Source organism: Halomonas sp. LES1, assembly GCF_031846005.1.
Taxonomy (GTDB): Bacteria; Pseudomonadota; Gammaproteobacteria; order Pseudomonadales; family Halomonadaceae; genus Halomonas.
This window is the reverse complement of sequence record NZ_JAVRGC010000001.1, coordinates 216,821-229,753: the sequence shown is the minus strand read 5'-3', so window position 1 is coordinate 229,753 and position 12,933 is coordinate 216,821. Positions and strand designations below refer to the sequence as shown.

Sequence of the window (12,933 nt, the reverse complement as noted above, 5' to 3'; positions counted from 1 at the left end):
GCGACGAGGCGATGATGTCGGCACACGCCGGCCCCGAGCGCGCCCTGGTGGCGCTGGGGCCCCTGATCGAGCGGCTGCTGGCCGGCGAGTTCCTCTGTGCGGTCAGCGACGAAAGCGCCTTTCGTCACCTGCAGGACGAGCGGACCCGCGAGCGGATCGATGCCTATCTACGTCCGCTCAATCGGCGACTGGCCACCAACCACGAGGGCAGCGTCGTCTTCCTGGCCTGGCGGACCCTCGATGAAGGGGCCCGGGAGCAGCTCTCCCGACAGCTGGCGGATACCGTCAACAGCCTGCTCCCGCTGCTGGAGTGGCTGCAGCTGGTGCAGGAGGCGTTGGGGCGCGATGGCCCGGCCGCCCCGGGTGACGTGCTCAAGCCCGCCGACTTCAGCTCCCGCTGTGAGGATCACCAGGGGCTGCGCGAGCGCCTCGAGCGCCTGGCGGGCGATCCCTTCTTCGGCTCCCAGAGCGACCAGCTCGATGCCCAGCTCAAGCAGGTGTTCAAGCGGCTCAGGGAGCACGGCTATCTGCTGCAACCCCATCCCGATCGCCAGTACTACCTGGTCACCGCCAAGATCGACTACCTCATCGATCTGGTGCGCTTCATTCGCGACGAGGAGAACCTGCCGGTGGATGACCAGGCGCCCAGTGGCCAGGAGAGCCTGCTGTGAGTGATGCCCCTTCCCATGATCTGGAGAGCCGCCTGATCACCACCGGGGTCGAGCGGCTGGCGCTGCTCGGCAAGCATGCCGAGGCCCTGATGGCGGGCTACGCCCGGGACGAGGTGCCGCTGGAGGGGCTCAGCACCACCGCGCTCAACCGGCTGCTGGCGGCGCGCATCCTGTGGCGCCCGGACGAGCAGGGGGGCGTCAAGCTCGCCCCCAAGGTGCGGGAGCTGATCGCCGAGATGCTGGCCGACGAGAGTCGCCGCCACGTCAACGCCGATGTGGCCGAGACCCTGGAGCTTATGCGCAGCCTGGTGCAGAGCTACCGCGAGGCCCGCGATGGCGGTGAATACTGGCGCCAGGAGCAGCAGCTGTTGCGCCTTCGCCAGGAGGTGGATGACCTCAACGGCCGCTTCGCCGATGCCATCGACAGCCTGTGGCGCCGCCTCAACGGCGACTTCGGCTTCGTCAGCCGGCTGGGCGACAAGATCCGCGAGAACGAGCGGGCCCAGAAGCAGATCGTGCGGCTGCTCGATGGTCTGGCGCTGATCGACTTCGACGAACTGATCGCGCTGGTGGGCAGCGACGGCGCCCTGCGCAAGCTGCTGGTCAGTGGCCTGCAGCAGCAGCTCACCCAGCACTATACCAGCCTGCGCGAGGTGCAGCGGCGCATGGTCGAGCTGATGGCACGCTTCCGCCAGCAGCAGTCGCGCAGCCGCCTGGTGGCCGGCATGGCCGGTTTTCTGCGCGAGCACCCGGGGTTCGTGCCCGGCAACTATGCCCGGCGGGGCGAGGTGCCGGCGCTGGTCAATCGTGCCACGCCGCTGGTCGCCGCCGGCGCTGCGGCCCTGGACCATCACCCCGATAGCCGGGCGTTGACCGAGTTGCTGCACCGGCTGCCGCGCCCGGCCCAGCGTCCGGAACCGGTTACCGCCGCCGGTGCCGCCGCGCCCCAGGAGGACGCCCTGGTCGCCGCTCGTCATCAGGCCCTCAAGGAGGAGGTGGAGCGCTTCTACCTCTCGGTGGTGGACCGCGGGGGCGAGGGCGTCAGCGCCCTGGGGTATCGGCAGGAAGGCGAGCTTGAGTGGGGCGAGGAGATCTGGCTGTTCCAGGTGATCGCCGAGTTCCAGGGCCTGCCTCGCAACGAGCAGCGCGCCTTTCGCCTGAGCCAGCAGGAGAGTCAGGCCAGCCCCTACAATCACCTGAGACTGATCCACGACGTCGTCGTGCAACTGGCGTAAGCGCCAAGCCGCTCGCCATGCCAGTATAAAGGCCGCTATCCAACAGGCTGTTTACTTACCATGCTGCTATCCAATCGAGCCCGTAAGCTGCTGCGCGACGCCTTGGGTGAGCTGGCCGATCGGGCCAGTGTCGAGAAAGCCAGTGTCGAGAAAGCCAGTGTCGAGAAAGCCAGTGTCGAGAAAGCCAGTGTCGAGAAAAAACGTGGCGCTGTTACCAACGCCATCATCGAGTGGTGCCGGGATCACGATATCGAACTCGGGGCGCGTCTTACCCATGACCGGCTGCGACTCGACGCCGAACTGCTTGGCATGATCGACGAGACCCTGGTCGGCCTGGGCGAGCCTGCCCTGGGGGCCGACCTCGGTGGTCTGAGCACCACGCAGCAGGCGGTGCTTGGCAATCGCGAGGACAAGGCGATGCGCGAGAAGCCCCGGGCGCGGCGAGTGCTGGCCAGCCTTCCGGCGATGGGTAAGCGAGCCGGGCTGATCAAGCGCGAGCGCGAGGTGGTGGATATCGACTGGCGGGATATCGATCTCGACGCCTTCGAGGTGCTGGTGCAGATCGAGAACCTGGATGGCTTCTACGACTTCTCGCCGGCGATTCCTGCCCTGGAGGGCTGGTCATCGATGCTGATGCTCTACCGTGGCGACCGCCACTATGGCGGCGGCTTCTCACGGCTGGCCGAGGCCTGGAGAGCGCGCGGCAAGCCGCATCTCTATCTGGGGGATTTCGACGCCAAGGGGATCGGCATCGCGCTCTCCAGTGGCGCCACGCATCTGCTGCTGCCGCCGCCGGCTACTCTCGCCGAGCGGGCCAACCCCCAGCACCTGCCGCCGGAGCAGCAGGGCGATCAGCGACGACTGCGAGCCCATGTCGCCGGGTTGCCCATGGGGCATCCGCTTGCCGACTCTCTGGCGATTCTGCTGGACGACCAGCGCGGCCTGCGCCAGCAGTGGTTTGGCGATGCCGAGCGCTGGCGGCGGGTGGCGCTGTACGATGGATTGCCATCGATGTCGTGATGAGGCGCCGATGCCCTCGAACTTCCCTATCTGGATGACGTGACCGTGGAACTTCTTCAGCAGCTCGATATGCGCCATGCCCTGACCGGCCTGGTAGCGTTTGTGGTCGGTGTCCTGATCACCTTCTCACTCCAGCAGCGCCGGCTTGGCGCCGTGCGTCATCAGCGGGATGAGGCCCGTGATGCGCTTCACGCCCAGCAGCTGGAGGCCCGCGAACAGACCGTGGCGCTGCAGGTGGCCGAAGGCGAGGTGGAGACCCAGCGCGAGGCCGTCGAGGCCCGGGGGCGTGAGCTCGAGCGCTTCCGCGACGCCTACTATGCGCTCAAGCAGACCCATGGCGAACTGACCACCCGGCTGGAGGAGAAGGAGGCCCACTTCGCCCGTCAGCTGGCCTGGATGGAGGAGAGCAAGCAGCAGCTCAAGGTGGAGTTCGAGAACCTCGCCAACGAGCTGCTGGAGCAGAAGGGCAGGGCCTTCACCTCGCTCTCCGAGCGCAGCCTGCAGGGGCTGCTCAAGCCGTTTCAGGAGGAGATCAAGGGCTTTCGCGACAAGGTCGAGACCCTGCATACCCAGGAGACCGCCCAGCGTGCCAGCCTCACCACCGAGCTCAAGCATCTGCAGCAGCTCAATCGTGATATCACCGACCAGGCCGCCCAGCTGACCGAAGCCCTCAAGGGGCAGAAGAAGGTGCAGGGCAACTGGGGCGAACTGATGCTGGAAAACGTGCTGGACAGTGCGGGGCTGCGCGCGGGTGTGGACTACCAGCGCGAGAAGAGCTTCACCACCGAGCAGGGCAAGCGCCGGCCGGATGCGCTGGTCTATCTGCCCGAGGGGCGTCATCTGGTGATCGATGCCAAGACATCGCTTGCCGCCTATCTGGAATATGTCAACGCCGAGGATGAACTGACCCGCCAGCGGGCGCTGGCCGACCACGCCAGCGCCGTGGGTGACCGCATCGAAGAGCTGGCGGACAAGCACTACTATGATCTGCCGGGACTCAACTCCCCGGAGGTGGTGATCATGTTTATCCCGGTGGAGTCGGCCTATATCGAGGCCCTGCGTCATGATGCGACGCTCTACCAGCGGGCCATCGAGCGCAATGTACTGGTGGCTACCCCCACCACGCTGCTGACCAGCCTGAATATCGTCGGCCAGCTATGGCGCTTCGAGAATCAGAGCCGCCACAGCGCCGAGCTTGCGAGGAAGGCCGAGCGCTTTCATACCAAGCTCTCCTCCTTCCTGGAGAGCATGCAGGACGTGGGCAGGAAGCTCGACGGCGCTCGCGAGAGCTACGACAAGGCGCTGGGTCAGCTGGTCAACGGGCGTGGCAACCTGGTCAAGCAGGCCAGCGAGTTCCGCGAGCTGGGCGTGGCGGTGAAGAAGGAGCTGCCCGCCGAGGTGCTGGAGCGGGCTCGGCTGGAGGTCGGCTCTTCGGGGCCCGCCAGTCAGGTCGAGCCGACAGCGGGAGAAGAGCGTTAAATGCCCTGCCGGCCCGGGCCGGCTAGACTGGCGATGAGTGTCACTTCGACAGGGATGGTAGATAACCGACATGGCCTTTCGTTTTCAGCGCCGTATCCGTCTGGCGCCGGGTGTTCGTCTCAACCTCGGCAAGGGGGGGCTCGGCCTTTCGGTGGGGCCTCGGGGGGGCAGCCTGAGCGTGGGCCCCGCTGGCGTGCAGGGCCATGTGGGGGGGGCAGGCACCGGCCTGGCCTATCGCCAGCGCCTGGATGGCCGCGATGCCGGTGAGTCAAGCGGCGGCCGCCAGAAGGCTGCGCCCCCTACTGGTTGTGGCGATGGTGGTCGTGGCGATGCCGCGGCGCTCGAGGCGCGATTGGCCGAGGGCGATAGTGTGCCGCTGCGACTGGAGATCGACGAGAGCGGCCAGCTCCACTATTTCCACGACGATGGCACGCCCATGAACGATGCCGAGGCACGCATCATTCGTCGTCATGCCGAGGCGAGCCTGCGCGAGCAGCTCCAGGCCCACTGTGACCGTCTGAATGCCGAGATCGAGGGGCTGGGGCGGCTGCACGAGGAGACCCCATCGCCGGAGTCCAACGGCTATGAGGTCAGCGAGTTCGACGAGGCCCCGCCACCGCCATTTCAACCGCTGTCGCCGGTATGGTGGCATGCCCTGGTTCCGCCGGCGAGGCGCCGCCGAGAGGCGCGTAGTGCCCGTCTCAAGAGCGAGTTCGATGAGCGTTATCGCGCCTGGGAGTGGCGCAAGGCCGAGCATGATGCCGCGGAGTTTTCCCGTTATCAGCGCGAGAGCGATGGGGTGTGGGGTGACCCCCAGGCCATGGAGGCGACGCTGCGCGAGCGTCTCGAGGAGATCGACTGGCCCCGCGAGACCCTGGTCGACTTCGAGCTGGGCAGCGATATATCGACCATTGCGGTGGATATCGACCTGCCTGGGGAAGAGGAGATGCCGGACCGCTACTGGGCCATGCCCCCCAAGCAGCTCAAGCTTTCGCCCCGCCGGCTGAGCGCCACGCGTCAGCGCGAGCTCTATCGTGATCATGTGCATGGCATCGCCTTTCGCGTACTGGGGGCGGTGTTCGCCCGCCTACCCGGGGTCAAGGAGGCGCGTGTGTCGGGCTACCGCCAGACCATCGACCCGGCGACCGGCAGTGAATCTGACCAGTATCTCTATAGCGTCAAGGTGACCCGGGAGCAGTGGGAGCGTATCGCGTTCGATAACCTCGAGCAGATCGACCCAGTGTCGGCGCTCGAGGCCTTCACCCTGCGCCGGGACATGACCAAGACCGGCATCTTTCGCGATATCGAGCCGCTGAAGCTGGTATAAGCGAAGGGCGGGCCTGAGCCCGGTCAAGGTGCTGGCCCTGAGGTCGCATCCGTTACTGAAGTCGCGGGGTGGGTCACGGTGTGGGCGGCTCACCAAGGATGCTGATCCCCGTACCGAGCCGCTGCTCGATGCTCTGACCGATGGCCAGTAACCGCGCCTCCTGATGGGGGCCCGCCATTACCTGCAAGCCCACCGGCATGCCGGCGCTATCGTTACCCACCGGCAGGGTCAGGCCGCACAGCCCCATGAAGTTGGCGATCATGGTATTGCGCAGCGCTTGCATATTGGCCCTTGCATAGGCCTCCACCGAAAGCAGACTTCCCACCGTGGGCGGCGTGATCGCCACGGTGGGGGTGAGCATGGCGTCCACACCGGCGACCTCCCTCTCGGCCATGCCATACAGCTTGTCGATAAGGGCGCGTCGACGCACGTACTCCCAGGCGGGCATGTCGTCTACCGCCTCGACCCTGGCGGCAACATTGGGGTCCAGCGCGGCGATCGCTTCGGGAAGGTCGGTCTTGAGAAAGGCCGACAGCTCCGCCGCGGCAACTCCCCCCTCCAGGAACAGCCTATACGCCTCATCGGTGTTGGGCAGATCCAGGGTCACCAGGCGCGCCCCGGCGGCCTCGAGCTGGCGGATGGCGCGTTCGACGCTCTCTGCAATGCCTGGGCTGCAGTCGTCCCAGAAGAACGCACTGGGTACACCAAGGGTGAGATCGGCGAGGGCGGGAGGGGCCGGGACGCGGTCATCGCGGCCCGTCAGTGCACCATCCAGGGCATCGAAGGCAAACGCCAGGTCGTCGACGCGTTGAGCCAGCAGCCCAGGGGTGTCCAGGGTAGGAGAGAGCGGCACGATCTGCTTCCCCGGCCAGCGTCCCGCGGTGGTCTTGAGGCCTGCCACCCCCGTCATGGAGGCGGGGATGCGCACCGAGCCCGCGGTATCCGTCCCGAAGGCCAGGCTTGCGGTTCCGCCGACCAGCGATACCCCTGCGCCGGAGCTCGAGCCCCCGGGGATTCGGTGATTCTCAAGATCCCAGGGGTTGCGCGGCGCTCCCCAGTGGGCATTGGTCCCGAGGCCACCGAAGGCAAACTCCACCGTGTGAGTCTTGCCCATCACGCTGGGCAGCTGGGCGAGCAGGGCCCTGACCAGCGGGCCGGCCTGCTCCCACTGTGGTGGCAGCCGCTGGGACGAACCGGCATAGGTCGGCAGCCCCTGCACCGCAAATAAATCCTTGAGTGATACGGGGATGCCCATCAGCGCGCCGGTGTCTCCCCCCTGGCGAATCACACGATCGGTTGCCTGGGCGTGGGCGAGAGCGGCCTCTCCGTTCCAGGTCATGTAGGCGTGATCGTGCTGGCCGCGGATGCGGTGAGCTTCCAGGGAGGCCTCTGCCAGCGTGGTGGCCGTGAGTTTGCCACCGCGCAATGCGGCATACTGCTCGCGGAGCGGGAGCCTGAGGGGGGAGTCGGTCATGGCTGTATTTCCTTATTGTCAGTCCCGAATCGAGACGTGGTTTGGCTTCAGAGAACTCTCGGTGATGCGAGGGATGCGTTAGCTTCTCATATTATTAGTGAACTTGTATAAGATCGAAAGCCAGACAGCCAATGGAACAAATAACAGAAAAAGCCATGCCGGGCTGGCATGGCTTATATGTTTAAAGGGCAGGCGCAGAGATTAGGCTGTGGCAAGCTCGTTTTCGACGGCATTATTTGCATCGGCCGAGGAGGTTGTAGCATAAAGTTCTGCAGGAATACCCTCCTGTTCGTAATGCTTCGGATTGACCCAGGTGGTCGTTACATGCTCCCAAGGCACGTTTTCACCGGTCTGCTTACGGTGAAAGTTTGCCCCCGTCTTGGAAGCCTGACACCAGGTGGTGGCAGGGAAGAACCCGATGGTGTCCCCATCGTAAACCACCTTGAAGATATCCATCATTAATGCGTTGACCTCCTAAACATACCAAGTTGTTAAGCCTAGTATAATGCTTTGAAGTAACACTTTTTAGCTGACCCTCCATGATACCATTTAAAATAAAAAGTAGCTAATTTTGTAAATTTTAGGAGTGTTGGAAAAGTGGAATAAAAGAGGTTTTATTTGCTTTCCTGGTTGTTCATCTCCCCGATCCACGCCACCTCCAGCCGAAAGGGCCCTGACCGCCGGTCGGCGATAAGCAACCCCACCTGCCGGAGCGCCGCGGGATCGAGCGGCGGGGCATCCGCCAGTCGCCTGCCGCGGAACACCGCCTCGAACTCGTGCCAGGACAGAGCAAGGCGTTGCCATTCGTCGGCGGGGAGCTGGAACAGGGCCCGGTAGGCGGTGCCGTCGAACAGTTGGTTGGTGCGTAGGCGCAGCTGGTAGCAGCGGCCGTCGCCACGCACATGGAGCACAAGCCCAGGAGCGCCGCTCAGGTCCATGGCCTCGGGCTCGCGGCGCACCGAGGCGAAACCGCCGTTGTTCTCGAGGGAAGTCTCGCCGCTGAACACCCCGACGCCGTCTTGCATATGCAGGTTGCCGCGGGAGGCGCCGCCCATTACGTCATCGTTGATGGCCCGCCAGTGCTTGGCCTCGGCCGCGTTTTTAAAGTCGATCAGGTGTGCCGTCATTGAGGAGCCTCGGGGTCGCGTATCGCCTGATGTCCAGTTTGCCTCTCGAGACACGCACTGTCTTCTTGCGGCGTGACCCTTGCACCGTTGGAAAAGAGAAGCGCTAATGGGGCCGGGCTCGCACCGAGTTTGGCCCTGCGCCACTTGGCGTAGGACAAGAAGAACGGTTCGGTGCGATTGCTGGGCGGAGCAAGTACCGGCAAGACGGTGGTGGCCATGCACCGGGTCAAGTGGCTGGCCGAACATTTCACCATGCGCGCCAATGGTCTGGCCCCTTAGCTTTGCCTGACGTCGGATGGCAATGGCCTTTTACCCATTGCAGTCGGATATCCCTAGATCCTCGCCGAGTCGCTCACCAAGTTATAGACCAGCTGCTACGCCGAGCCGGGGATGCCGTGGTGCAGGCGTTGGGGGTAGAGTAATTCCCCTTACTAACAGCTATTCCGGAGACAGAGCCTCGTGAACACCGAGCCCGAACTCATTCAGAGCCCCCTGAGCCAGGCCATTACCCGTGACGGTCACACCCTGCAGGTTGATATCTACCGCCTGGAGGAAGAGGTCGACTGGCTGCTGGAAGTCGTCAACGAGGATGGCACCTCCCATGTGTGGGATGACCGGTTTCCCACCGACCAGGCCGCCCTGGATGCGGTGCATGAAGCGATCGATGACGAAGGCATCGCGGCCTTCCTGGATTGACGGCCTGGCCTAGAGCAAGCGAAAGAAGAGGATGAAAGGAGAGGGGGAAAGAAATAGGGCGTTGGACGTCCACCTCCCTTGGGTTATTGATCTCGCCTGGAACCCACAACGAAAAACCGCCACCCGGCATGATCCGTAAGTGGCGGTTTTTTGATGTTTCTGGTCGGAGCGACAGGATTCGAACCTGCGACCTTTGCAACCCCATTTTCCCGCCGGGTGGTAGCTAACCCCCTGCTGCCGTTGGGGAAACCGCCCGTTTCAGGGGGCGACCAATACGGCCATCTCGACCAATACAAATCAAGAGGTTATGCGCCGGGTTTTGACAGGAGCTCGGCCATCCCGAGAGCGGTGCCCTGGGCCTGCTGCCAGCGGATGTCGTGACCGTCCAGATAGACCTGGGTCATCTCGGCATCGGCGTGCCCCATCATCACCTGGATGTCGGCGACCTCGGTGCCGCTCAGTTCATGCAGCCGCGAGCCCAGGGCGCGGATCTCGTGGAACGACGGCTTGGCCTTGTCGGGCAGGCGGGCGATGCTCGGCACCAAGTCGCGCAGCCGCTGGAACTCCTTGCTGAGCTGGTCGCCACTGAGCTGGGTCCAGTGGTCCTTGCTGGCGCTGCGCCGCAACAGCACCGGCTCGCGATGCACGATGAACGGCGACATGGGCGGCAGGGCACGGGCCCGGCGCACCAGGTCCTCGATGGGCGGCGTCATGCTGATCGCCACATAGGCGGTTTTGCTGCGCTCCTTGGTCTTCTGGCGGATGTAGTGCAGGCGCCCGCCGCGCACGTCGTCGAAGCGGGCATTGACCGCCTCGGCGCGGCCGAACAGGCAGAGCAGCCCGAGCTCCATGGCGATCTGCATCCACTCGGGGGCGTGGCTGTAGATCACCTGGAACTGCTCGACGGTGAGGCGCCGACGGACTTTCTGGTAGTCGTTGCTCGAGCGGGTCGGCTCTACCGGGTTGGCCGCCAGCCAGCCCTTGGTCTGGGCGAACTGGCACACCTGGGAGAGCACTGCACGATACTGCACGTAGGCGCTGCCCTGGTGGTTGTCGTCCAGGTACTGAGCGCACCAGCGGGTGGTGAGCTGCGTGAGAGGCAGTTCGCCGGCGTCCTTGATCAGTCGGTTGCCGCGCCCGCGCTTGGCCTTCTTGGTCCACTTCGAGAGCTTGCGGTCGGGCTCGACCCACTCTGCCAGCCAGCCTTTCACGGCGGCGCCCAGGGTGTCGCCTTCCTCGCCCATCACTCGGGCCACATGGTCGACGCCGGTCATCAGTCGGGCGTTGAGGATCCGCGCGGCGTCCTGCGCCTGGCCGCGATCCCGGCCCATCCCGTGCCAAGTGCCGGTGTCGGGCCGGCGGTAGGTGTAGTAGCCGTTGCGCTCATAGAGATTGGGCTCGAGTCCCTTGTTCTTGCGCTTCCTGGGCCGTGGCGCCATGTCGTTAGGCCTCCAGCACTATGTCGGCCAGCGGGTTGCCGGTCTGGCGCCGTTCGGCGTCGAGATCGATGTACCAGGTGCCGCCCATTTTCTTGGCCGGCACGTGGCCCTCCCGGCACCAGCGACGCACCGTGGTCATGGAGGGCGGGCTGCCGGCGAAGCGCGCCCGCCGCCACTGGTCGAGATCCATCAGCTTGCTCATAGTCAGTCTCCTGTATACCGTGCGCCGCCCGGGCCATGCCCGCGGCCGTCCCGCCACTTCCGCTCCTGTTCGGCCTGGGCATCGCTGGCCGCCTGCTGGCGCCTGGCGCGCTCTGTTTCCAAGGCCTCAGCCACGCCCGGGGCCTGCATCACCTGGACCAGCCGCCTCTCGACCCCCACCTTGTCTTCCTTCAGTTCCGCAATGATGCGGCCTGCCACTTCGGCCACCTCCCACTCGCCCTTCGGCGTCTCGCCGCCCTCCTTCACGCGCCCCAGGCCGTAGCAGCCGCCGCAGGGGCGATCCTTGCGCTTCTTGATCTGGTCATGGCCTGATCCGTGACAGACAGGGCAGGCGTTGCTGGGGATCTTCTGCCATTCCGACTCCCATAGGCTGATCTCGATATAGTCAGTCGCCGGAGGGTCCATGCCCATGTCGAGGAAGATCACCAGGGTCTGGCCGGCGTGATGGGCCTCGCCCTGGGCGGTACCGATGCGGGCCGCTGGGCCGCCGTGTTGTCTGTGGACGTGGGTCGGCTTCACTCGGCGGTCTCCTCGGCTTCTTTCTTCTCGGCCTCGTCGAGCTCTCTGACGGCGATCCGGGCGCATGCGTGGCAGATAGCTACGTCGCCGCCTTCGCAGGGTCTTGATGCAGCAGCTAAGCGACTGGCCTGGTGCTCACTTATCCCGCAAAAGTCACAACAGATCATTCACCCCTCCCGGCCATCTCGGCCTCATTTCATCCGGTTGAATGCCAGCATGCGCAGCGGCTGCGTATTGCCTGGCTGCCGCTCGTCCAATACCGCCTTGGCCTTTTCCCGGCACATTTCGTAAGCCTCCAGCGGGCGAGGGAGCCAAGACCGTAGGGTCATCACGCCGTACTGCCAGGCTTCTCCTCGGCCGTCTTCCCGCCACCGGGAAGCTGAGTAGAAGTACATGCGCCTGATCATGATGCTTCCAGCTCCTTGGCGGCCTTACGCAGGACGCTGGCGGCCACCTTGCGGCGGCTGGCCTGTCCCTCCTTGCCCTGGAGAGCTTCCAGCAAGTCGAGGGCGGTGCGGGCGGCCTCCGCGGGGCGGCTGGCCAGCATCCCTTCCAGGGTGATCTTGGCGTCGTGTGCGCTGGTGTTGATCAGGCTTCCGATGGTGTTCATGCGGCCTCCTTATGCTGGCGCTGGGCCTGGGCGAACTGCCCCAGGCGATGGGTGGAGAGGATGCCGGCGGTAGAGCGCCGCCAGATGCGATACGCCGCGGCGCGTTCGGCATTGATGTCGATCGAGGTACCGCGCGGGACGAGCAGCGTCATCGAGCGCACGCCAAGAGTGTCGTAGCGATGCCAGATCAAATGGGCGGCCACGCCGGTCTGGCGTGCCAGCTCGTAGACGGTGATCATCTTGCCAGTGCGCGGGTCGAAGATCGGATCGGCGGTCATGCAGTGGCCCTCCTTATGTGTCCAGGGCGAGCGAAGGTGTTCAGGTGCCGGGCAGCCCCGGCGAACTCACCACTACGCAGGTGACGCGTCCTGCTATCACCACAACAGCAGGAAACTCTAAGTGCGCTGTGCTAGCGTGTAGGCACACCACAACAGCGCAGGAATCATTAAATGAGCAAAGAAAAGTCAGGGGGCGGAGCCCCGCGACCCACCCCTCCCTTGCCTGAAAGAGAGCAAAGGAGTCATGTGCCCATTCACCGGGCGCCGCCACCTCCACCGCCAGATCGCAAGGCCTAATAGCCGCTAGGAGAAGGCCATGAGCCCGGAGCGAAACGTGAAAGAGTTCACCGTTTTCAACTCTTTCAATGTGGAAAAATTGACCGAGACCCTGAACGCCCGGGCTGAGCGCCTTTGCACCTTCTTGCTGATTCTTCTGGGCTCGGCTGTTTTCGGTAATCTTGCCAATACCTTCCTGTTGGGCTTTGCTGTTGCCTCTATCGCCGCCCTCCAGTTCGTGTGTCGCTTTGGGGAAGCCGCTGGCGCGGCCAAAGCCCAAAAGCAGCGCTATGCGGCTCTCCTGGGGCGCATGGATGAACTGAGTGACAAATCTCTGATCGAGCAAATGGAGCGCGTGCACGAGCAGGACAGCCGCGCTCTCTCTGCAGTCGAGCTGATTGCATACAACAAGGCTTGCTTGATGCGTGGCCAGCCTGAGCAGATGAAGGCGCTGACCTTGTCGGCTCGCCTGTTGGCGCCGCTGATAGGCGGCCAGCCATGTGAGCCTGCTGCTGCCACGCAACGAGGGCAGGGCACCCCTTCCTGATACCTCTGCAATG

The 12,933-nt window shown here is 64.6% G+C and carries 16 protein-coding genes; 7 read left to right on the top strand and 9 right to left on the bottom strand.

Annotation, left to right across the window (positions count from 1 at the left end; translation table 11 throughout):
* Positions 1–44: 44 nt before the first annotated feature.
* The 5 genes from RM463_RS01225 to RM463_RS01205 all read left to right on the top strand — a co-directional run bounded on the left by RM463_RS01225 (position 45) and on the right by RM463_RS01205 (position 5,732).
* Positions 45–671: a condensin complex protein MksE gene (locus tag RM463_RS01225; RefSeq protein WP_311429109.1), complete on the top strand. Its 627-nt coding sequence runs from the start codon at positions 45–47 to the stop codon at positions 669–671.
* A complete protein-coding gene (locus RM463_RS01220) occupies positions 668–1,906 on the top strand; it encodes a hypothetical protein (protein ID WP_195687127.1) in 1,239 nt (412 codons plus the stop codon). Before RM463_RS01225 ends, RM463_RS01220 begins: the two co-directional genes overlap by 4 nt.
* Before the next feature lie 60 nt (positions 1,907–1,966).
* The gene (locus RM463_RS01215; protein ID WP_311428648.1) at positions 1,967–2,926 is read left to right on the top strand and encodes a hypothetical protein; all 960 of its coding nucleotides are present in this window, start codon (positions 1,967–1,969) and stop codon (positions 2,924–2,926) included.
* Between the two features lie 45 nt (positions 2,927–2,971).
* Positions 2,972–4,405 (top strand): DNA recombination protein RmuC, encoded by a 1,434-nt coding sequence (rmuC, locus tag RM463_RS01210; RefSeq protein WP_311428647.1) that lies wholly within the window; start codon positions 2,972–2,974, stop codon positions 4,403–4,405.
* Positions 4,406–4,475: 70 nt separating this feature from the next.
* Positions 4,476–5,732, top strand: coding sequence for a DUF4236 domain-containing protein (locus RM463_RS01205; protein ID WP_311428646.1), 1,257 nt, complete (start codon positions 4,476–4,478; stop codon positions 5,730–5,732).
* A 73-nt stretch (positions 5,733–5,805) separates the two neighbouring features.
* Here the strand turns inward: RM463_RS01205 and RM463_RS01200 are convergent, their stop codons facing one another.
* From RM463_RS01200 to RM463_RS01190, 3 genes are all read right to left on the bottom strand, one after another.
* A complete protein-coding gene (locus RM463_RS01200) occupies positions 5,806–7,206 on the bottom strand; it encodes an amidase family protein (RefSeq protein WP_311428645.1) in 1,401 nt (466 codons plus the stop codon).
* 201 nt (positions 7,207–7,407) lie between these two features.
* Positions 7,408–7,665 carry a hypothetical protein gene (locus RM463_RS01195; RefSeq protein ID WP_311428644.1) on the bottom strand — a complete coding sequence of 86 codons (258 nt, stop codon included), beginning with the start codon at positions 7,663–7,665 and terminating at the stop codon, positions 7,408–7,410.
* 155 nt (positions 7,666–7,820) lie between these two features.
* Positions 7,821–8,333 carry a CIA30 family protein gene (locus RM463_RS01190; protein ID WP_311428643.1) on the bottom strand — a complete coding sequence of 171 codons (513 nt, stop codon included), beginning with the start codon at positions 8,331–8,333 and terminating at the stop codon, positions 7,821–7,823.
* Positions 8,334–8,792: 459 nt separating this feature from the next.
* Here RM463_RS01190 and RM463_RS01185 point away from each other — a divergent pair, with 459 nt between their 5' ends.
* Positions 8,793–9,029 (top strand): hypothetical protein, encoded by a 237-nt coding sequence (locus RM463_RS01185; RefSeq protein WP_195687121.1) that lies wholly within the window; start codon positions 8,793–8,795, stop codon positions 9,027–9,029.
* Positions 9,030–9,334: 305 nt separating this feature from the next.
* Here the strand turns inward: RM463_RS01185 and RM463_RS01180 are convergent, their stop codons facing one another.
* The 6 genes from RM463_RS01180 to RM463_RS01155 all read right to left on the bottom strand — a co-directional run bounded on the left by RM463_RS01180 (position 9,335) and on the right by RM463_RS01155 (position 12,097).
* On the bottom strand, positions 9,335–10,468 hold the full coding sequence (locus RM463_RS01180; protein ID WP_311428642.1) for a phage integrase Arm DNA-binding domain-containing protein: 1,134 nt from the start codon (positions 10,466–10,468) through the stop codon (positions 9,335–9,337).
* A gap of 4 nt (positions 10,469–10,472) precedes the next feature.
* Positions 10,473–10,670, bottom strand: coding sequence for an excisionase (locus tag RM463_RS01175; RefSeq protein ID WP_311428641.1), 198 nt, complete (start codon positions 10,668–10,670; stop codon positions 10,473–10,475).
* A 2-nt stretch (positions 10,671–10,672) separates the two neighbouring features.
* A complete protein-coding gene (locus RM463_RS01170; protein WP_311428640.1) occupies positions 10,673–11,209 on the bottom strand; it encodes a hypothetical protein in 537 nt (178 codons plus the stop codon).
* A gap of 191 nt (positions 11,210–11,400) precedes the next feature.
* Entirely contained in the window at positions 11,401–11,616 is a 216-nt protein-coding gene (locus RM463_RS01165; protein ID WP_311428639.1) for a hypothetical protein, read from the bottom strand.
* Complete coding sequence (locus RM463_RS01160; protein WP_311428638.1) at positions 11,613–11,819, bottom strand: hypothetical protein; 207 nt, start codon at positions 11,817–11,819, stop codon at positions 11,613–11,615. Before RM463_RS01160 ends, RM463_RS01165 begins: the two co-directional genes overlap by 4 nt.
* Positions 11,816–12,097 carry a hypothetical protein gene (locus RM463_RS01155; RefSeq protein WP_311428637.1) on the bottom strand — a complete coding sequence of 94 codons (282 nt, stop codon included), beginning with the start codon at positions 12,095–12,097 and terminating at the stop codon, positions 11,816–11,818. Before RM463_RS01155 ends, RM463_RS01160 begins: the two co-directional genes overlap by 4 nt.
* A 316-nt stretch (positions 12,098–12,413) precedes the next feature.
* On the opposite strand from RM463_RS01155, the gene RM463_RS01150 reads away from it, so the two are divergent.
* Positions 12,414–12,920 (top strand): hypothetical protein, encoded by a 507-nt coding sequence (locus RM463_RS01150; RefSeq protein WP_311428636.1) that lies wholly within the window; start codon positions 12,414–12,416, stop codon positions 12,918–12,920.
* Positions 12,921–12,933 lie beyond the last annotated feature (13 nt).